This window comes from Yersinia alsatica (assembly GCF_902170305.1).
GTDB classification, from domain to species: domain Bacteria; phylum Pseudomonadota; class Gammaproteobacteria; order Enterobacterales; family Enterobacteriaceae; genus Yersinia; species Yersinia alsatica.
The window spans coordinates 345,038-364,631 of record NZ_CABHWW010000033.1 but is presented as its reverse complement, the minus strand read 5'-3'; the positions used below and the strand labels follow the sequence as shown (position 1 = coordinate 364,631).

Genomic DNA, 19,594 nt, shown 5'->3' with positions numbered 1-19,594 from the left:
GCCCGAAAAGATTAAGTTTCCCTATCTATTCGTGAGTGTAATCGCTGGCTATCAGGTGAAACTCTTAGTTAGTATGTCCTGCTGCCGGAACTAATTATGACTATGCTAATCAGAAGTTGCGGTAAGCAAAATGCAGTGGCCAACAACCAGTGAGGAAACAGTAAGTATGGACAAGTGGCGATATCTGGCGATTGGCGTGTGTCTGGTGACGACTTCAGGAGTGGCATTCGCAGACTCCATTGATGCCCAACGGCAGCGCTATCAACAAGTTAAACAAGCTTGGGACAGCAATCAGATGGATACCGTGACGCAACTGATGCCAACGTTGCGCGACTATCCTCTGTACCCGTATCTGGAATACCGCCAGTTAACACAAGATTTGAGTCAGGTGAGTGCGGCTCAAGTGAATGATTTCCTGACGCGTAACCCGACATTGCCGCCAGCACGTTCGCTGTCATCGCGTTTTGTTAATGAGCTGGCACGTCGCGAGGATTGGCGTGGGTTATTAGCGTTCAGCCCGCAAGCTCCGCAACCGGCCGCAGCCCGCTGTAATTACTACTATGCCAAATGGGCAACAGGCGAGCAGCAAGTGGCGTGGGATGGGGCGAGTGAAATCTGGCTTAATGGTCAGGCGCTACCCGGTAGTTGCGATAAATTATTCAGTGTCTGGCAGCAAGCCGGGCATCAAACACCATTGGCCACATTGGCCCGTATGAAATTAGCCCTGAAAGAGGGCAATGCCAGTCTGGTGAGTTACTTACTCAAGCAGTTGCCAGCCGATTATCAGACCATGGGGACGGCACTGGCGAAATTGCAAAGTGACCCAGCCAGTGTTGAAAGCTTTGCCCGTACAGTTGGGCCGACCGATTTTACTCGCTCAGCCACGATTATTGCCTTTACTCGATTGGCTCGTCAGGACGTAGAAAATGCGCGGGCGATGATCCCAACGTTGGCACGGCTACAAAAAATGAGTGACAGCGAAAAACTGGAGCTGGAAGAAGCAGTAGCCTGGCGTTTGATGGGCAATGATGCAACTTACGACCAAGCCAAATGGCGCGATCAAGTCACCTTACGCAGTCATTCAACCCCATTGCTGGAGCGCCGTATCCGCATGTCTCTGGGCAGTGGCGACCGCCAAGGACTCGCGACTTGGATGGCTCGGTTACCGGCCGAGGCACAAAACAAAGATGAGTGGCGTTACTGGCGTGCTTCGTTGCTGCTGGAACAAGGTAAGAAAGCCGAGGGCGAAGCTATTTTGCGCAGCCTGATGCAGGAACGTGGCTTTTATCCGATGGTGGCCGCCCAAAAACTGGGGGTTCCTTACCCTATCAATGTTGAGGTTGCCACCAAACCCGATGCTTCGCTGGCACAACGGCCAGAGATCGCCCGGGTGCGTGAGCTAATGTATTGGAATATGGATAATCTGGCGCGCAACGAGTGGAGCTATCTGGTTGCCAGCCGCAGTAAACCTGAGCAGGAAGCATTAGCGCGTTATGCATTTAACCAAAAGTGGGCGGATCTGAGTGTTCAGGCGACCATCGTGGCTAAATTATGGGACCATCTGGAAGAGCGCTTCCCACTGGCATGGCCGAAAGAATTCCGTCAGGCCACTGAAGGTAAAGGCATAACGCCAAGTTATGCCATGGCGATTGCCCGTCAGGAAAGTGCCTGGAACCCGAAAGCACAATCCCCAGTGGGGGCAGCAGGTCTGATGCAGGTGATGCCACGAACCGCAGAACACACGGTCAAACTGAATAATATTCCAGGCTATGTTAATAGCAGCCAGTTGCTCGACCCCATCACCAACATAGAGATAGGAACCAGCTATCTGGAAGAGGTCTATCAGCAATTTGGTCGCAACCGGATTTTATCCAGCGCGGCCTATAATGCTGGCCCATCAAGGGTTAATACCTGGCTGGGGAATAGTGGCGGGCAGGTGGATGCCGTGGCATTCATCGAAAGTATTCCGTTCTCAGAAACCCGTGGCTACGTGAAAAACGTATTGGCTTACGATGCATTCTATCGCCACTTTATGAATCGCCCAGCGAAGGTGCTGAGTGATGCCGAGTGGCAGCGGCGCTACTAATCCCCTTCGCTCTTGAAGCCACAGGGGGGTTAGCGGCGCGCACTTACCCGAATCACTTACCTGAGTAAGTTCACCGGGATGCGTTTGCTTGCTGCCTACCTGTGGCTCCAATGACTTTGGGGGGCACAGCGGCGTTAGCGGCGCGCACTTACCCGAATCACTTACCTGAGTAAGTTCACCGGGATGCGTTTGCTTGCTGCCTACCTGTGGCTCCAATGACTTTGGGGGGCACAGCGGCGTTAGCGGCGCGCACTTACCCGAATCACTTACCTGAGTAAGTTCACCGGGATGCGTTTGCTTGCTGCCTACCTGTGGCTCCAATGACTTTGGGGATTTCTCTTCGCCCTTGAAGCCACAGGAGTATTAGCGGCGCGCACTCATCTGTTGGTCCAAGGGTTTTGGGGATATGTGAGGTTATGGTATGCTGCTGTACTAGTTAAATAGTATGGCTGCATATCATGACAAAACTACGATTGACCGATCCGAATCTGTCGACTGAGGATAATCAGCACTGGCTGACTTTCATTGCACTGTTGCAAGACGCCATTGCGCAAGACCTCCATTTACCCCTGTTGCAATTGATGCTGACTCCAGATGAGCGCACCGCGCTGGGAACTCGAGTGCGTATTATTGAGGAGTTAATGCGTGGTGAGTTGAGCCAGCGTGAACTGAAAAATCAATTGGGTGCTGGTATCGCGACCATCACCCGTGGTTCAAATAGTCTGAAAGCGGCGCCGCCAGAATTGAAAAGCTGGCTCGAAGCGCAGTTATTGACAGACAAAAACTAATTACGATGCAGGGCGCTGGTAAATTTCATTGTGAAACGGCACCAGTGCCAGCAGCAGAGCTTGATGATAAACACTGGTACGAGTCAATTTACCGTCGGTAAAAATACCAATCGCGCCACCCTGTTGTTTAACATTCGATATCCCGGTTAAATCTGCCATTTCGTCGCCCAGCTCACGGCCTTGGCGAATCCCCTGTAATATAATCTCGGGCAGCATCAAGCTGGCAGAGCGGGACTCCCCCCTGAGCTGCGAGCGTTCAATTACCATCCATGCAAAGGTCATATTATCTTCAATACCGGCTTCAACCCCGACCCAAAAATCAGCATCAGGGCGCATCTGACGTGCATTACTCACTCGCTGTCTGGCACCGGAGCGTGTCTCAGTGTTGCCTATGGGTTGCAGGGGAACACCGCTATCAACATTAACCCCTTCAATGTGATACTCGCCGGAGCCATAGACATCATCAAACGCGAGGCTAATAGCCTTAATCTTTGCAGGGTTGGTAGTTGCGGCAACAACATGGTACATAATAAGTCTCAGAATAGATTTAAATAGATTTGGTGTATATTTCACGCAGTATAACGGAAAAATGACATGTTACAGGTATATCTCGTGCGCCACGGCGAAACCGTGTGGAACGCATCGCGCCAGATTCAGGGCCAATCAGACAGCCCTCTGACTGATGTTGGTCTGCGTCAGGCACACTTGGTTGCGCAACGAGTTCGCAGCCAGGGCATCACCCATATTATCACCAGCGACCTTGGGCGCACGCAGCAAACGGCAAAAATCATCGCTGATGCTTGTGGGCTAAAAATGGTGACAGACCCGCGTCTACGCGAGCTGAATATGGGGGTGTTGGAAACACGTCCGATTGAAAGCTTAACCCCCGAAGAAGAGCAATGGCGCAAGCAGATGGTCAACGGAACTGAAGGTGGTCGGATTCCTCAAGGGGAGTCGATGACGGAGTTAGCGCATCGGATGCGTGCGGCGCTGGATAGCTGCCTGGAGCTTCCTGCTGGCAGTAAGCCGCTATTAGTTAGCCACGGTATGGCGCTAGGGTGCTTATTGAGTACCTTGCTTGGTTTACCCGCTTATGCTGAACGGCGGTTACGTTTGCGTAACTGTTCGCTATCGCGTGTTGATTATCAGGAAAGCCCTTGGCTGGCTTCTGGATGGGTCATTGAAAGTGCTGGCGATACCGCTCACTTGGATATGCCAGCACTTGACGAACTACAGCGTTAACGCCTGATTGGAATGAGATATTCGCACTTCAACGTGGACGGAGGCCCATCTTTTGGCCTCCCCTGCGGGAAGAATCGCTCGATATCGTAGCCACTCCTACGCGTTAATTCTAACTGTGGCACGCAGGTGCCATAGAGTGTCAGAATGAAATTCTGTAACCCTTCCAGTGGCCCGTCATAGCTAAACTGCACATACTCGCCACCTTGCAAGATAATCGGTTGCCCCTCCTGCACATTACCCGGCACATGCTGTGGTTCGATGGCCGTCGTGTAGAAAACCTCTTGCTCGTCATCTTTCTCCTGATTAGGTCGGGAGTGATGTAAGCCATACAGCACCGGCGGCACTTGATCGGCACCACCAAGATACTGTTGCCAGAAATGAGTCCGTAATTCAGTGCGGTGCGTCGATATCTGCTCAAGTGTGCAAGAATAGCTTTGCGTCAGCCCCACCAAGTGCTGCTCAGGTAAGGTAATGAATTCAGGCTGAGGTAGAGTATATGACCCTAGTCGGATAGGCGGACATATTCCCGCTGAATTCCAATCTTCCGCCCGGCGGTATAACGCAGGCGTTTGCGCAAACTGTTTCTTAAAGGCACGGGTGAAAGTTTGCTGCGAATCAAAACGATATTGCAGGGCAATATCCAGAATAGGACGGCTGGTTAATCGTAATGCGACAGCGGCTTTAGAAAGCCTTCTGGCACGGATATAAGCACCGATAGCATTCCCGGTGACATCCTTGAACATTCGCTGTAAATGCCATTTTGAATAGCCTGCTTTGGCAGCGACATTGTCCAATGCTAAAGGCTGGTCTAAATGACTTTCTAGCCAGCTAAGCAAATCACGAATGATACTGGCTTGATCCATAGATCTTCCTCGTAAAGCGGCCTAAATTTAGGGTATTAGTAATATCAAAAGAATAGCTCTGGCGCATAGTAGCAACTTTTTATGTTCTCGACTGCTTAAGAATTTACTGGCCTTGTGTGTTAAAAAAGTACCTAAGATTTATAAAATGACTTTTTAACCAATTGTTTTATTATCAGCAATAAATATTTAACGTTGAATAACGTTATTCAATGACATGGAGTAAGTGTATGAAAAAAAATTGGATATTCCTTGGTTGCGTACTTTCTTTGGGGGTAATAACCGCCCATGCGGAGGAGATTGGCTCCGTCGATACGGTATTTAAATTGCTGGGACCTGACCATAAAATTGTGGTTGAAGCCTTCGATGATCCTGATGTTAAAAATGTAACTTGTTATATCAGCCGGGCAAAAACCGGTGGTATCAAGGGGGGATTAGGATTAGCGGAAGACACTTCTGATGCTGCCATTTCTTGCCAGCAAGTCGGGCCAATCGAGTTAAGTGACAAAATTAAGAATAGGAAATCTGAAGGTTCGGTGGTTTTCCAGAAGCGGACATCATTGGTCTTTAAAAAGCTACAGGTGGTTCGTTTCTATGACCCGAAACGTAATGCTTTAGTTTATCTCACTTACTCAGACAGAATTGTCGATGGCTCACCGAAAAACGCGATAAGTGCGGTGCCAATCATACCTTGGCGTTAATGCTAGAAAAGCAAAAAGCCAGCATTTGCAGCTGGCTTTTTTATTGTAGACGGCAGGCAGAGGTTTACTCTTCCAGGTCACCACAGAAACGATAGCCTTCGCCGTGAATAGTAGCGATGATTTCTGGGGTGTCCGGCGTAGATTCGAAATGCTTACGAATACGACGGATAGTGACGTCAACCGTACGGTCGTGCGGCTTCAGCTCGCGACCGGTCATTTTCTTCAGCAATTCACCACGGGATTGAATCTTGCCCGGGTTTTCACAGAAGTGCAGCATGGCGCGGAACTCACTGCGTGGCAGCTTATAGTGCTCGCCAGCAGGGCTTATCAGTGAGCGGCTATTGATATCCAGCTCCCAGCCATTGAATTTATAGCTCTCAACCAAGCGGCGCTCTTCGCCTACGCTACCCAAATTCATGGTGCGTGACAGCAAGTTACGTGCCCGAATGGTTAATTCGCGCGGATTGAAAGGTTTGGTGATGTAATCATCAGCACCAATTTCCAAGCCAAGGATCTTGTCAACTTCGTTATCACGGCCTGTCAGGAACATTAGGGCAACACTTGCTTGTTCACGAAGTTCTCGTGCTAGCAACAGGCCATTTTTGCCCGGCAGATTGATGTCCATGATAACTAAGTTGATATCATTCTCAGACAGAATGTGGTGCATTTCTGCGCCATCATTAGCCTCATGAACAACATAGCCTTCCGCCTCGAAAATGCTCTTCAGGGTGTTACGAGTAACGATCTCGTCTTCTACGATCAGAATGTGCGGGGTCTGCATGTTTGCTACCTAAAATTGCCAACAAAATAGAAATAGGAAGTACAGAAGTCTTTGTTATATTAGGATTTTTATTGACTGGTTACTCGTCATCCCGTTCATCACATGACTAAAGTACGTAAACGCGTTCTTGATGCACTTTCCATCAACGTCAACAACATCACTAGCTTGGTCGGGGTGTTACTCCCTACAGCCCCAAAGGTGACAAAAGCGGCGCATATCCTAACCCTATTAACAGCAATATAACAGTGTGAGCCGAATGTACCACCCAACAAAACTACGCTTTGTTGACATATATCAAATTCAATTGTAGCACGTTAACACTTTTGTGAAAAAGACTTACAAGAATACCAGCTTAAGCGATAGTTGGTTAAATTATGTGATCGATTCAGTGTTATTAATATTAAAAATTGGAAGACAGACGTAACAAAAAAATGAAATTTCTAATCTGTTGATTTTTATTGTTTAAAATCAATATTCTTTCGACATAAAGCCAATTAAGCCTTTTTCCTTGTCAGCGGTCTATTTCATCCAGAAGCATAAGAAGAATTATCACCAATGTTAGTCAAATGTAAAGCGAAGTGACAAAGTTTTCATTTTTGTTGCATTTAAAACCATTTGAACCGATAACCAGCCTATTTTGCCCCTTCAATTAGATTTTATGCTGTAGAACGCCTCAATTGCCTGTCAGGGTATTTCATATCATTAAGGTGAAAAAAAATCGCAAAGTTCATTATAGCGACCAAAGCTAATTCAACGGTTTTATTGTCTGGTGTTTGCCGGGGTATTTTATTTGTATCCGCTGATAATGTTTCCAGAGTTAGACGATTAACCATTATGCGGCAGTTAATTTCTTACTGGCGGCGGATGAAAAAATTTGACTTGAGGGGACGATTGCTTTAACCAATAGAGGGAGAACTTATTTTATGAGACAGACAGACGACATGCGATACATCAGCCTGAACACAACAATTATTACCACCACCGAAACCACAGGTTACGGGGCGGGCTGACGCGTAAAGGAAACAACAAAAAAAAGCCCGCACCTAGACAGTGCGGGCTTTTTTTTTCAATCAAATCTTTGCAAAAAAGTTTGCGATAAAAATAGCGCGAAAGCGGGAGAGAACCAGAAATGCGAGTGCTGAAATTTGGCGGGACATCAGTAGCAAATGCAGAACGCTTTATGCGTGTTGCCGATATCATTGAAAATAATGCGCGTCAGGGGCAAGTGGCTACGGTGTTATCCGCTCCCGCTAAAATTACCAATCATCTGGTGGCGATGATCGACAAAATGGTCGCCGGGCAAGATATCTCGCCGAATATCAGTGATGCAGAGCGAATTTTCTCCGAGCTATTGCGTGGATTGGCTGATGCGCAACCCGGTTTTGACTACGAGCGCCTGAAAGCACTGGTGGCCCATGAGTTTGCGCAACTCAAACATGTTCTGCACGGTATCTCTTTGCTAGGGCAATGCCCGGATAGTATCAATGCCTCCATCATCTGCCGTGGCGAAAAACTCTCCATTGCTATCATGGAAGCGGTATTCCAAGCCAAAGGTTATCAAGTTAGCGTGATTGATCCGGTGGAGAAATTGCTGGCTCATGGCCACTATCTTGAATCCACAGTTGATATCACTGAATCTACTCGCCGTATTGGTTCCAGTGCTATTCCTGCTGATCACATCATCCTGATGGCAGGTTTCACCGCCGGTAATGACAAAGGCGAACTGGTAGTGTTGGGCCGTAATGGCTCCGACTATTCTGCTGCGGCGCTGGCGGCGTGTTTACGTGCTGACTGTTGCGAAATCTGGACTGACGTCGACGGGGTGTATACTTGTGACCCGCGTGTTGTTCCTGATGCGCGATTGTTGAAATCGATGTCATATCAAGAGGCTATGGAACTTTCCTATTTTGGTGCCTCAGTTCTCCATCCTCGCACTATTGCTCCTATCGCCCAGTTCCAAATTCCTTGCCTGATTAAAAACACCTCGAATCCACAAGCTCCCGGCACTCTGATTGGTGGTGAGAGCAGCGATGATGGCTTCCCGGTTAAAGGCATCACCAACCTGAATAATATGGCGATGATTAACGTTTCAGGCCCAGGTATGAAAGGGATGATCGGCATGGCCGCCCGTGTCTTTGCGGTTATGTCCCGCAGCGGCATTTCAGTGGTGCTGATTACTCAGTCATCTTCGGAATACAGCATCAGTTTCTGTGTCCCGCAGTCAGAGCTAGCTCGCGCCCGCAGAGCATTGGAAGAAGAGTTCTATCTGGAACTGAAAGACGGCCTGCTGGAGCCTCTGGATGTCATGGAGCATTTGGCGATTATCTCAGTGGTTGGCGATGGCATGCGCACGCTGCGCGGGATTTCGGCCCGTTTCTTCTCGGCGCTGGCCCGTGCCAATATCAATATCATCGCGATTGCTCAAGGCTCATCTGAGCGCTCTATTTCGGTGGTGGTCAGCAATGATGCAGCCACTACCGGGGTGCGTGTTTGCCACCAGATGCTGTTCAATACTGACCAAGTCATTGAAGTGTTTGTCATTGGTGTTGGTGGCGTCGGTGGAGCATTGATCGAGCAAATCTATCGTCAACAACCTTGGCTGAAACAGCGCCATATCGATTTGCGCGTATGCGGTATTGCCAACTCCAAAGCTATGCTGACCAATGTGCACGGTATCGAGCTGGATAACTGGCGTCATGAGCTGGCTGAAGTGAAAGAGCCGTTTAACTTGAGCCGCCTGATTCGTCTGGTGAAAGAGTACCATTTGCTCAATCCGGTGATTGTTGATTGTACCTCCAGTCAGGCTGTGGCTGACCAATATGCTGATTTCCTGGCGGATGGTTTCCATGTTGTGACGCCGAATAAGAAAGCCAATACATCATCAATGAATTATTACCGTCAGATGCGTGCGGCGGCGGCGAAATCCTGCCGTAAATTCTTGTATGACACTAACGTAGGTGCTGGCTTACCAGTAATCGAAAACTTACAGAATTTGCTGAATGCTGGTGACGAGCTGATGCGTTTCTCTGGCATTCTGTCTGGCTCACTCTCCTTTATCTTCGGTAAGCTCGACGAAGGGATGACATTGTCGGAGGCGACGTTGCAGGCCAAGGCAATGGGGTATACCGAGCCGGACCCACGTGACGACCTTTCCGGGATGGACGTTGCGCGTAAATTGTTGATTTTGGCCCGTGAAGCAGGTTACAAACTTGAACTGACGGATATCGAGGTTGAGTCAGTTCTGCCAGCAAGTTTTGATGCTTCAGGTGATGTCGACAGCTTCCTCGCGCGCTTGCCATCATTGGATGCCGAGTTTACTCGTCTGGTGGCGGATGCCAGCGAGCAGGGCAAAGTGTTGCGTTATGTTGGGGTTATCGAAGAAGGGCGTTGTATTGTCCGGATGGATGCTGTTGACGGTAACGATCCGCTGTATAAAGTTAAAAATGGTGAGAATGCGTTGGCCTTCTATACCCACTATTATCAGCCAATTCCGTTGGTACTTCGCGGATATGGCGCGGGTAATGACGTGACTGCTGCTGGGGTGTTCGCCGATCTTTTACGCACATTATCATGGAAGTTGGGAGTTTAAATATGGTTAAAATCTATGCTCCGGCATCGATTGGCAATGTCAGCGTCGGGTTTGATGTACTAGGTGCGGCGGTCTCACCGATTGACGGCAGCTTGCTGGGTGACTGTGTCAGTGTGGTTGCGGCAGAGCGTTTCAGCCTGCGCAATGAAGGCCGCTTTGTCAGTAAACTGCCTGACGACCCAAAACAGAATATTGTTTATCAATGCTGGGAGCGTTTTTGTCAGGAAATTGGCCAAGAGATCCCGGTGGCGATGGTACTGGAAAAGAACATGCCGATTGGCTCAGGGCTGGGATCTAGCGCCTGTTCAGTCGTCGCTGGTTTGATGGCTATGAACGAATTCTGTGGCAAGCCGCTGGACAAAGTTACCTTGCTTGGCCTGATGGGTGAACTGGAAGGGCGGGTATCCGGCAGCGTTCATTTTGATAATGTTGCGCCGTGCTATTTGGGCGGGATGCAGCTGATTCTTGAACAAGATGGCTATATTAGCCAAGACGTGCCCGGCTTCGATGACTGGCTGTGGGTGATGGCATATCCGGGTATTAAAGTCTCAACCGCTGAAGCGCGGGCGATTTTACCGGCGCAGTATCGCCGTCAGGACTGCATCACCCATGGGCGCAATGTCGCCGGGTTCATTCACGCCTGCCACACTCAGCAGCCAGATTTGGCGGCTAAAATGATGAAAGACGTTATTGCCGAACCTTATCGCACCCAATTGCTGCCGGGCTTTGCGGCAGCGCGGCAAGCTGCGCATGATATTGGCGCATTGGCCTGTGGTATTTCCGGCTCCGGCCCGACCCTGTTTGCCGTCTGTGACGACGCAGACACCGCGCAGCGTATGGCGGGCTGGCTACAAAATCATTACCTGCAAAACGACGAAGGTTTTGTTCATATTTGCCGTCTGGATACCGCAGGCGCACGACTACTGGGATAACGCATGAAACTGTATAACCTTAAAGATCACAACGAGCAGGTCAGCTTCGCGCAAGCGATCAAGCAGGGTTTGGGCAAGCAGCAGGGGCTTTTCTTCCCGCTGGAACTCCCCGAGTTTGAGCTGACTGAAATTGATAAATTGCTGGATCTGGATTTTGTAACACGCAGCAGCCGCATTTTATCTGCATTTATTGGCAGTGAAATTGCTCCCGAAGTTTTAACCAAACGTGTGCAGGCGGCTTTTGAGTTCCCGGCACCGGTCGCGCAGGTTGAGAATGATATCGCGGTTCTGGAGCTGTTCCACGGCCCGACATTGGCATTCAAAGATTTTGGCGCACGTTTTATGGCGCAAATGCTAGCTGAAGTGGCTGGCGATCAGCCAGTAACTATCTTAACGGCGACCTCTGGCGACACCGGTGCCGCAGTGGCCCATGCGTTTTATGGCCTGAAAAACGTGCGGGTGGTTATCCTCTACCCACGTGGCAAAATCAGCCCACTGCAAGAAAAACTGTTCTGTACGCTGGGGGGCAATATCCACACGGTGGCCATTGATGGCGATTTTGATGCTTGTCAGGCCCTGGTGAAACAAGCCTTTGATGACGAAGAGTTAAAGCAGGAATTGAGCCTTAATTCTGCTAACTCAATCAACATTAGCCGTTTATTGGCGCAAATTTGCTATTACTTTGAAGCGGTAGCCCAACTGCCACAAGAAGCGCGTAATCAACTGGTTATCTCTGTACCAAGTGGTAATTTTGGTGATTTGACGGCTGGCCTGCTGGCTAAATCCTTGGGGTTGCCGGTTAAGCGCTTTATCGCTGCCACCAATGCCAATGATACCGTGCCGCGTTTCTTGGTTAATGGCCAGTGGCAGCCAAAACCCACTGTGGCGACGCTATCGAATGCCATGGATGTCAGCCAGCCAAATAACTGGCCACGGGTTGAAGAACTCTATCGCCGTAAAATCTGGCAGTTGAAGGATTTGGGCCACGGGGCGGTCAGTGATGACATCACCAAAGACACCATGCGCGAGCTGGCGGGTTTGGGTTATATCTCAGAACCTCATGCTGCCATTGCTTACCGTGTTCTGCGTGACCAATTGCAAGATGGTGAATTCGGGTTGTTCATTGGTACGGCACATCCGGCGAAATTCAAAGAGAGTGTAGAAGAGATCCTGGGGCAAGAGTTGCCGTTGCCAAAACCATTGGCGGTGCGGGCACAGTTACCTTTGCTATCCCATGATTTATCGGCAGATTTTGCAAAGTTACGTGGTTTCTTGATGGCTTTGCCGAAGTAGCGTCTATCCGTTTTTTGTTAAAATAGTAGGTTATGGTTCGGTTGTTAAGTATGGGGTCACTGTTATCGGTTGCTCACCGTTCAGTGTTCATCTTACTTTTGTGAACTCAACCGAGCAGGAGGGTAAACCAGCCCTCCTGCGCCTGCGGTTTGCGAGAAATATTGCCTGTTAACTCCACCCTACAAACCCAGCCCCCAAACAACTGAATGACAAAACCTAGCTTTCACTCCGTTTAAATACCAACTCATTTTTCGCCGATGACCCGGCATCAAACTCATAGCCTTCCAGATTAAAATCAACCAGTTGCTCTGGTTTGGTCAATTTGTTCTGAATGATAAAGCGGCTCATAAGACCTCGGGCTTTTTTGGCGTAGAAACTGATGATTTTATATTTACCGTTTTTCTCATCCAAAAACACCGGCTTAATCAGTGAACCGGCTAATTTGGCTGGTTTTACTGCCTTAAAGTACTCATCAGAGGCCAGATTAATCAGCACGTTATCACCTTGCTGCTCCAGCGCCTGATTCAGTTTTTCGGTTATCTGATCACCCCAGAAAGAATAGAGATCTTTGCCGCGCGGGTTTGCCAGTTTAATTCCCATTTCTAGCCGATAAGGCTGCATCAGATCGAGTGGGCGTAGCACACCGTATAGGCCAGAGAGCATGCGCAAGTGTTGTTGGGCAAAATCAAAATCAGCCGCACTGAAATCTTGTGCCTGCATCCCGGTGTAGACATCACCTTTAAAGGCCAGAATAGCTTGGCGAGCATTGTCCGGCGTGAAATCTGGCTGCCATTCGCTAAAGCGGGCGGCATTTAGCCCCGCCAGTTTGTCGCTAATCCCCATCAGACTGCTGATTTGCGCCGGCGTCAGCTCACGGCAAATCTCGATAAGTTGTTGTGACTTATCCAACATTTCAGGCTGAGTAAACTTCTTGGTCGCTAGCGGACTTTGAAAATCAAGGGTTTTGGCTGGGGAAATAATAATAAGCATAACGACATCCTGTTTATCCAGATAACACACTGTAGCAAAAAGCACCCGTCAGCTAAAAGAAGATTGGACGATTGCTAAGATAGGTAGGCGGTATTTCCGATAACGGATATAGTTTTTACAGCTTTGGTAGCCAATGATGAAAAACTTTGTTTAGCTAAATCGTCTCAGCACCACAAGAATGGACGAAGTTGCTAATAACCTGCCGGTTTCCGGCTGTTTTAAAAGGCGAAAACGGTTGCGAACCGAATAGTGCTGGTTTGTGCCTTTTTTAATCAGTTTAACTGCCTTGCACCGAGGCTTACGCATGTTATTATCAAGACAAGGCACAGTGTCGAAATAGCCAATTGTGAGAAATGGCTAACATCAGAAAAGAGATGATTAGTTGTTTCGACAGAGATAAAAAGCAGCGACATGCCAAAAGTTCATGCACAAACGATGAGAAACGACAACATGACCGATAAACTTACTTCCCTACGTCAAATCACCACTGTAGTAGCAGATACTGGGGATATCGCGGCAATGAAACTGTATCAGCCGCAAGATGCAACCACCAACCCATCACTGATTCTGAATGCTGCGCAAATTCCTGAATACCGCAAGCTGATTGATGAGGCTGTTGCTTGGGCTCGTGAACAAAGTAGCGACCATGCTCAGCAAATCGTTGATGCGACAGACAAACTGGCTGTTAATATTGGTTTGGAAATTCTGAAGCTGATCCCGGGCCGTATTTCTACTGAAGTTGACGCTCGTCTGTCTTATGACACTGTTGCCAGTGTGGCAAAAGCCAAGCGCCTGATCAAAATGTATAACGAAGCTGGCATCAGCAATGATCGTATTTTGATCAAACTGGCTTCTACCTGGCAGGGTATCCGTGCTGCGGAACAGCTGGAAAAAGAAGGTATCAACTGTAACCTGACTCTGTTGTTCTCCTTCGCTCAGGCGCGTGCTTGTGCTGAAGCGGGTGTGTTCCTGATTTCACCATTTGTTGGTCGTATTCTTGACTGGTACAAGGCCAATGGCGATAAAAAAGAGTTCGCACCAAACGAAGATCCAGGTGTTGTTTCCGTCACCGAGATTTACCAGTATTACAAAAAACACGGTTATAAGACTGTGGTTATGGGCGCAAGCTTCCGTAATCTGGGCGAAATCATCGAGTTGGCAGGTTGTGACCGCCTGACTATCGCGCCATCTCTGCTGAAAGAACTGGCAGAAAGTGAAGGCCCGGTAGAGCGTAAATTGTCTTATACCGGTGAAGTACAGGCTAAACCTGCTCCACTGACTGAAGCTGAGTTCTACTGGCAGCACAATCAGGACCCAATGGCGATTGATAAACTGGCTGATGGCATCCGTAAATTTGCTATCGACCAAGGCAAACTTGAGAAAATGATCTCAGACCTGCTGTAATTTCTATAGCTTGCGGTAATTGATTATCCGCAGTTATCTGACGAAAAGGTGGCGTAAGCCGCCTTTTTTATTGCCTGTCACTTGCGTCTGAGAGCAGTTCCAATGACGTGGGATATGCTATTATTCGCCACAGATAAAGGCTTTTCGTCGAGGTAGTCACATGAATACATTACGTATCGGTTTAGTTTCCGTCTCAGATCGCGCGTCGAGTGGGGTATATCAGGATAAAGGCATTCCAGCATTGGAAGAGTGGCTGGCCAGTGCATTGACCACCCCTTTTGAAATCGAAACCCGTCTTATCCCCGATGAACAAACACTGATTGAACAAACCTTGTGTGAGCTAGTCGATGAAATGGGCTGCCATTTGGTGCTGACCACCGGCGGAACTGGCCCTGCAAGACGTGATGTTACCCCTGATGCCACCTTGGCTATTGCCGATCGCCAAATGCCGGGCTTTGGTGAGCAAATGCGTCAAATCAGCCTTCATTTCGTTCCTACCGCGATATTATCCCGTCAGGTGGGGGTTATCCGTAAGCAAGCATTGATTATTAACTTACCTGGGCAGCCTAAATCCATCAAAGAAACCCTTGAAGGAGTGAAAGATGCTCAATCAAAGGTTGTTGTCGCCGGGATTTTTGCCAGTGTGCCTTATTGCATCCAATTACTGGACGGACCTTACGTCGAAACTAACAGTGAAGTGGTAGCGTCTTTTCGTCCTAAGAGTGCCATTATTGGTGCAAAAGACTAAATTAGAATTTTCTATAGCATAAAACTCCGTTGTAAGCGTGTGGGGAATTTTGTACGGTATAGTCATGTTTACTTTACAAAAAGTTGGAAATATTTTTCTTCCCCTACTCTGGTTTACTACGGTGTCATATGCCTCAAGAACACAACTCAACTCAAAATGACTTATCCCAGTCTCATGCTAGCCAACAGCATAATCATAATCGCCGGTTGAATAAGCAAGATTACAAAACACTCACGCTGGCCGCACTTGGCGGGGCGCTAGAGTTTTATGATTTCATTATCTTTGTCTTCTTTGCGGCGGTTATTGGCGACCTATTCTTCCCGACAGATATGCCGGAGTGGCTGCGTCAGGTCCAGACATTCGGTATTTTTGCCGCCGGTTATCTGGCTCGTCCACTGGGCGGCATCATCATGGCGCACTTTGGTGATTTGGTCGGCCGCAAAAAAATGTTCACTTTGAGTATTTTGTTGATGGCATTGCCAACACTGGCGATTGGTATGCTGCCGACTTATGCCTCTATTGGTATCGCGGCACCATTACTGCTGTTGCTGATGCGGGTATTACAAGGTGCGGCAATCGGTGGTGAAGTTCCCGGTGCCTGGGTCTTTGTGGCTGAACACGTACCACGCCGGCGCATTGGTATCGCCTGCGGCACCTTAACCGCAGGTTTAACCGCTGGGATCTTGTTAGGTTCACTGGTTGCGACCGCGATGAACACCATGCTGAGTCATCAAGCTATTTTAGATGGCGGCTGGCGTGTGCCGTTCTTCCTTGGTGGGATCTTCGGCTTGTTCGCGATGTATTTACGCCGCTGGTTGCAGGAAACTCCTATCTTCAAAGAGATGCAGGCCCGCAAAACCTTGGCAGATGAATTGCCATTGAAATCTGTCGTGGTTAATCATAAGAAAGAAGTGTTTGTTTCCATGCTGCTGACTTGGTTGCTCTCAGCCGGTATTGTGGTTGTTATCCTGATGACGCCGACTTATTTACAGAAACAGTTTGATGTCTTACCGGCGCTAGCATTGCAAGCAAACAGCTTGGCAATTGTTGCATTGGTATTTGGCTGTGTAGTCGCAGGGCTGGCGATTGATCGTTTTGGTGCCAGTAAGACCTTTATTATTGGTAGCCTGATGCTGGCTGTGTCCACATGGTCGTTTTATCACACTAATTTGACTGATCCGACCCAACTGTTTAGCCACTATATGATGGCTGGATTCTGTGTGGGCATTGTTGGCGCAGTACCTTATGTGATGGTTCGTGCATTCCCTGCGGAAGTTCGCTTCACCGGTATTTCCTTCTCTTACAACGTGGCATATGCCATTTTTGGTGGGTTGACACCGATTGTGGTGACCTTATTGATGAAGGTGACCCCAATGGCTCCCGCGTATTACATGTTGTTGTTATCACTGGTGGGGTTGTTGTTAGGGATTTATCTGCGTAATGATATTAACAGTGACGTGAAAGTTCAGATAACCAAGAAAGTAATGGGCTGAACCACGATATCGCCAAATAAACTTCTACTCTAATAGCCCATAAATTTATGGGCTATTTTTTTGCTAATTGAGCTTAAAATTCCGTTTTGAAATTAAAGCCGAGCTTCTGTTTGACTCGCGCTGAGGGCTGAGAAATGACTTCAGAAAATAATGTTCTGGCTCCTTGTCGTTGTAAATAGCGGGCGAGTTCACTCACTGCGGCGGTTCCAGCCCCACGAACAGTTCCTTCACGTTCCGGGGATAATACATAATCTGGCAGGGTTGCTGAGGCGACCAGCTCAACTTCATTTTGGCTGTTAAAACGGTCAGCCAGAACAATCGCTATAATTCTGCCATGTAGCTTGATAACCACATAAATTTCACCGGGGCGGCGAATAATTAATCTCCGATGGATTATTCCGGTAACAATATGTCCTGCATGTAGGATTTTACTGAGTACGGCCTCTTTGCCATCTACAGTAGGATCTGATCCCATATGCGCGCCTTGATACTGTTGCCCCCATTGCGCAATAGTTTCGCTGAGTCTTCTTCGCATGGCTTGAGCGTTCTGAATTTCAGCATCCGAAAGTTTTTCCTCCTCTTCAGGGGGGAGTGTAGTCAGTATTTCCACTTCAAAATTCAAGTCATGTTGCATAACAAGTTCATTTTGCACCATGAAGCTGGGGTGGATTGGTCGGTATTCAAATGTATCTAATAATAACTCATAGACTCCTAGAGGTAATAATTCCACTCGTAAGGGCGGCTCATCCGATAAATAACGAAAGTTGTACCCTAAATAGCTAAGCTGAGCATAGTCAAAGGCGGTTCTGACATGATGGAGAGGATCTTCTTCACTTCGCTCCGTTACTTTTTCTTTTACCGTATTGATTAATCGCTTTTCCACCTCTGGGTCTGCTACTTCGACTCCAGTGCTTCCGGTTCTAATAATAGAGTCTATAATTTGGCCAAAAAATACAGCATTCCATGTTTCCAGACTATGGCCGAATAATAAGGTGAAATCAGTCATGATTTCTAATGTCCAATCAATACAATGAGGCTTTATTTGACGTACCTGACGTGAATTGAATAAAGAATAGATAGAAACCATGCAGGCTTTAGCAACAGCCGGTAAACTTAGTGATTGGTTATGCTTAGTACTGTCAATATAAGTTAATAGCACGTAGCTATTAAAACCATTTATATCGGCTGGCTCTGTTCTTGCCAGTGATTCTTTCTTTAGTGGACGACTGCTGCCTGCAATATGTAATGTTTTTCCTTCCGTGCTATTATTAAAGTATTTCTCTGCGCTAAATATAATACTATCTAATTGCTGGCATTTACCATGTGTAATGTAATTATAAATATTTAGGAACGGAGTAAAGGCACATATTATTTTGCTTGTGTTTACTACTTGATTTACATCTCTTTTTCTTTCTGTTTTAATGCCAGTGTCTGCCGTCAATATAGCTTTGGTTAGAATTAACGGTTTTTCTATGTTGTAGTTTATAATTTCTATTTCTGGGCTGTCGTTCATTATGTTATCCCATTCAAATAATATGATGGGTGATATGTCGACTAAGTTATTATTTAATGTCTGGATATACTGAGTTTTTACGATGCTATCCTCTACTTGTATAATAAATGACAATCTGTCTATTTCTTCATAGAGGTTAAAATAGAACTTGCTAACCATGCTGAGATCGGAAAATATGATGTTGCCTTTATTCAAGCTAATGGTTGGTCCGTTAAATAATTTAATATCATAAGTGGCGTTTCTGTATATTCCATCGCTGTTGAAAACAAGAAGTAATTGTTTGTTTTTTAATAGAGAGTTATCCCAGTAACTACCGAATGCATCAGCTAACTTTATTCTGCGATGTCCTATAATGATGCATTGTTGGTCACAGCTAAATTCTTTTTTTTCTGATGCTTTGATACTGGTTATTTCATTATCCATTCCTAATGATTTCAAACCATTTACAGCAATATCCTCGGTTAATTCAAAAAAAGGTGCATTGAAATTGTCATTCTTATAAATTGTCGCCATCATCCCATTAGGGATTGTGATTGATTTTATACTATCATTATGAATAAGCACTGAATTTCGGTTAGAATTAATTATTCCTTGGCTATCATGATATAAATCTATTTGTTGATTTGAAGCTAGGCAGGTGCTGTCACCTTGATAATTGTCTTCAGTATAAAAGCAGATTGCCGGTGCTATTTGATAGGATTTTATTTCTTTATGTAATCCTAATGATATTAACTCTTGCTGGTTAATATCATTTTTTAATTTTTTATTAGTGCCAGAGAAATTAATACCATCATAAATAGTGATAATCATTCCTGGCGGAACTGAAATAGAGGCTATTCCATGATCAAAGTGTTCATCATAAATATAGGTGGCTCTTTCCTCACTTTCTGCGGCACAGAACGATTCTCCTTTAAAATCAGCTAATTCATAAAAACAGATTTTTGCCTGCTCTGACCAAGCTGATTGCGATATTATTAATATAACGCTAGCTAATAGCTTTGTGACTATTTTCATCGGCGGCCCTTGGGTTTATTTTACTCATCAATATTATCAACGGTATTGATATGTTATATGACGAGCTATTTGTTTTCTTTATCTATTTAAATTATTCTATTTAACTATTTTATAGTGTTAATAAATAGATGTGTTTTTATATATAATGATTGGTGATATA

At 46.9% G+C, this 19,594-nt stretch carries 17 protein-coding genes and 1 other annotated feature; of the genes, 12 read left to right on the top strand and 5 right to left on the bottom strand.

Translation table 11 applies throughout. The features are described from left to right. Positions 1-166 precede the first annotated feature (166 nt). Positions 167-2,086 (top strand): murein transglycosylase, encoded by a 1,920-nt coding sequence (gene sltY, locus FTA96_RS20720; protein ID WP_050109494.1) that lies wholly within the window; start codon positions 167-169, stop codon positions 2,084-2,086. A gap of 458 nt (positions 2,087-2,544) precedes the next feature. After that, a complete protein-coding gene (gene trpR / locus FTA96_RS20715; protein ID WP_050106611.1) occupies positions 2,545-2,874 on the top strand; it encodes a trp operon repressor in 330 nt (109 codons plus the stop codon). Here trpR and yjjX read toward each other — a convergent pair whose 3' ends face one another. Continuing rightward, positions 2,875-3,402: an inosine/xanthosine triphosphatase gene (yjjX, locus tag FTA96_RS20710; protein ID WP_050106610.1), complete on the bottom strand. Its 528-nt coding sequence runs from the start codon at positions 3,400-3,402 to the stop codon at positions 2,875-2,877. 66 nt (positions 3,403-3,468) lie between these two features. On the opposite strand from yjjX, the gene gpmB reads away from it, so the two are divergent. After that, entirely contained in the window at positions 3,469-4,116 is a 648-nt protein-coding gene (gene gpmB, locus FTA96_RS20705; RefSeq protein WP_050106609.1) for a 2,3-diphosphoglycerate-dependent phosphoglycerate mutase GpmB, read from the top strand. Here the strand turns inward: gpmB and robA are convergent. Continuing rightward, positions 4,113-4,979: an MDR efflux pump AcrAB transcriptional activator RobA gene (gene robA, locus FTA96_RS20700; RefSeq protein WP_050106608.1), complete on the bottom strand. Its 867-nt coding sequence runs from the start codon at positions 4,977-4,979 to the stop codon at positions 4,113-4,115. The genes gpmB and robA overlap by 4 nt on opposite strands. Before the next feature lie 227 nt (positions 4,980-5,206). On the opposite strand from robA, the gene creA reads away from it, so the two are divergent. Further along, a complete protein-coding gene (gene creA, locus FTA96_RS20695) occupies positions 5,207-5,677 on the top strand; it encodes a protein CreA (protein ID WP_145574786.1) in 471 nt (156 codons plus the stop codon). 64 nt (positions 5,678-5,741) lie between these two features. Here the strand turns inward: creA and arcA are convergent, their stop codons facing one another. Continuing rightward, a complete protein-coding gene (gene arcA / locus FTA96_RS20690) occupies positions 5,742-6,458 on the bottom strand; it encodes a two-component system response regulator ArcA (protein ID WP_004706052.1) in 717 nt (238 codons plus the stop codon). A gap of 102 nt (positions 6,459-6,560) precedes the next feature. Here arcA and yjjY point away from each other — a divergent pair, with 102 nt between their 5' ends. The 5 genes from yjjY to thrC all read left to right on the top strand — a co-directional run bounded on the left by yjjY (position 6,561) and on the right by thrC (position 12,272). After that, a complete protein-coding gene (yjjY, locus tag FTA96_RS23610) occupies positions 6,561-6,701 on the top strand; it encodes a YjjY family protein (protein WP_004706054.1) in 141 nt (46 codons plus the stop codon). Between the two features lie 680 nt (positions 6,702-7,381). Further along, complete coding sequence (gene thrL / locus FTA96_RS20685) at positions 7,382-7,468, top strand: thr operon leader peptide (RefSeq protein WP_071598596.1); 87 nt, start codon at positions 7,382-7,384, stop codon at positions 7,466-7,468. Further along, positions 7,407-7,525, top strand: a sequence feature (Thr leader region). (Overlaps the previous gene by 62 nt.) A gap of 62 nt (positions 7,526-7,587) precedes the next feature. After that, a complete protein-coding gene (thrA, locus tag FTA96_RS20680) occupies positions 7,588-10,047 on the top strand; it encodes a bifunctional aspartate kinase/homoserine dehydrogenase I (RefSeq protein ID WP_087817729.1) in 2,460 nt (819 codons plus the stop codon). A 2-nt stretch (positions 10,048-10,049) separates the two neighbouring features. After that, the gene (thrB, locus tag FTA96_RS20675) at positions 10,050-10,979 is read left to right on the top strand and encodes a homoserine kinase (RefSeq protein WP_050145707.1); all 930 of its coding nucleotides are present in this window, start codon (positions 10,050-10,052) and stop codon (positions 10,977-10,979) included. Between the two features lie 3 nt (positions 10,980-10,982). After that, on the top strand, positions 10,983-12,272 hold the full coding sequence (thrC, locus tag FTA96_RS20670) for a threonine synthase (RefSeq protein WP_145574783.1): 1,290 nt from the start codon (positions 10,983-10,985) through the stop codon (positions 12,270-12,272). Between the two features lie 216 nt (positions 12,273-12,488). Here thrC and yaaA read toward each other — a convergent pair whose 3' ends face one another. Further along, positions 12,489-13,262 (bottom strand): peroxide stress protein YaaA, encoded by a 774-nt coding sequence (yaaA, locus tag FTA96_RS20665; RefSeq protein ID WP_145574780.1) that lies wholly within the window; start codon positions 13,260-13,262, stop codon positions 12,489-12,491. A gap of 450 nt (positions 13,263-13,712) precedes the next feature. Here yaaA and tal point away from each other — a divergent pair, with 450 nt between their 5' ends. From tal to FTA96_RS20650, 3 genes are all read left to right on the top strand, one after another. Beyond that, on the top strand, positions 13,713-14,666 hold the full coding sequence (gene tal, locus FTA96_RS20660) for a transaldolase (protein WP_004706065.1): 954 nt from the start codon (positions 13,713-13,715) through the stop codon (positions 14,664-14,666). A gap of 160 nt (positions 14,667-14,826) precedes the next feature. Then, positions 14,827-15,414 carry a molybdopterin adenylyltransferase gene (gene mog, locus FTA96_RS20655; RefSeq protein WP_050106603.1) on the top strand — a complete coding sequence of 196 codons (588 nt, stop codon included), beginning with the start codon at positions 14,827-14,829 and terminating at the stop codon, positions 15,412-15,414. A gap of 128 nt (positions 15,415-15,542) precedes the next feature. After that, positions 15,543-16,907, top strand: coding sequence for an MFS transporter (locus FTA96_RS20650; RefSeq protein WP_050106602.1), 1,365 nt, complete (start codon positions 15,543-15,545; stop codon positions 16,905-16,907). 73 nt (positions 16,908-16,980) lie between these two features. On the opposite strand, the gene FTA96_RS20645 is transcribed toward FTA96_RS20650, so the two are convergent. Continuing rightward, on the bottom strand, positions 16,981-19,434 hold the full coding sequence (locus FTA96_RS20645; RefSeq protein ID WP_145574777.1) for a GNAT family N-acetyltransferase: 2,454 nt from the start codon (positions 19,432-19,434) through the stop codon (positions 16,981-16,983). Positions 19,435-19,594 lie beyond the last annotated feature (160 nt).

What these genes read in the sequence shown, in the direction of transcription:
- gpmB (WP_050106609.1), top strand. Translation starts at nt 3,469, where the DNA reads ATGTTACAGGTATATCTCGTGCGCCACGGCGAAACCGTGTGGAACGCA.
- mog (WP_050106603.1), top strand. Translation starts at nt 14,827, where the DNA reads ATGAATACATTACGTATCGGTTTAGTTTCCGTCTCAGATCGCGCGTCG.
- sltY (WP_050109494.1), top strand. Translation starts at nt 167, where the DNA reads ATGGACAAGTGGCGATATCTGGCGATTGGCGTGTGTCTGGTGACGACT.
- thrC (WP_145574783.1), top strand. Translation starts at nt 10,983, where the DNA reads ATGAAACTGTATAACCTTAAAGATCACAACGAGCAGGTCAGCTTCGCG.
- FTA96_RS20645 (WP_145574777.1), bottom strand. Translation starts at nt 19,434, where the DNA reads ATGAAAATAGTCACAAAGCTATTAGCTAGCGTTATATTAATAATATCG.
- yjjX (WP_050106610.1), bottom strand. Translation starts at nt 3,402, where the DNA reads ATGTACCATGTTGTTGCCGCAACTACCAACCCTGCAAAGATTAAGGCT.
- trpR (WP_050106611.1), top strand. Translation starts at nt 2,545, where the DNA reads ATGACAAAACTACGATTGACCGATCCGAATCTGTCGACTGAGGATAAT.
- robA (WP_050106608.1), bottom strand. Translation starts at nt 4,979, where the DNA reads ATGGATCAAGCCAGTATCATTCGTGATTTGCTTAGCTGGCTAGAAAGT.
- FTA96_RS20650 (WP_050106602.1), top strand. Translation starts at nt 15,543, where the DNA reads ATGCCTCAAGAACACAACTCAACTCAAAATGACTTATCCCAGTCTCAT.
- yjjY (WP_004706054.1), top strand. Translation starts at nt 6,561, where the DNA reads ATGACTAAAGTACGTAAACGCGTTCTTGATGCACTTTCCATCAACGTC.
- thrB (WP_050145707.1), top strand. Translation starts at nt 10,050, where the DNA reads ATGGTTAAAATCTATGCTCCGGCATCGATTGGCAATGTCAGCGTCGGG.
- thrA (WP_087817729.1), top strand. Translation starts at nt 7,588, where the DNA reads ATGCGAGTGCTGAAATTTGGCGGGACATCAGTAGCAAATGCAGAACGC.
- tal (WP_004706065.1), top strand. Translation starts at nt 13,713, where the DNA reads ATGACCGATAAACTTACTTCCCTACGTCAAATCACCACTGTAGTAGCA.
- creA (WP_145574786.1), top strand. Translation starts at nt 5,207, where the DNA reads ATGAAAAAAAATTGGATATTCCTTGGTTGCGTACTTTCTTTGGGGGTA.
- arcA (WP_004706052.1), bottom strand. Translation starts at nt 6,458, where the DNA reads ATGCAGACCCCGCACATTCTGATCGTAGAAGACGAGATCGTTACTCGT.
- thrL (WP_071598596.1), top strand. Translation starts at nt 7,382, where the DNA reads ATGAGACAGACAGACGACATGCGATACATCAGCCTGAACACAACAATT.
- yaaA (WP_145574780.1), bottom strand. Translation starts at nt 13,262, where the DNA reads ATGCTTATTATTATTTCCCCAGCCAAAACCCTTGATTTTCAAAGTCCG.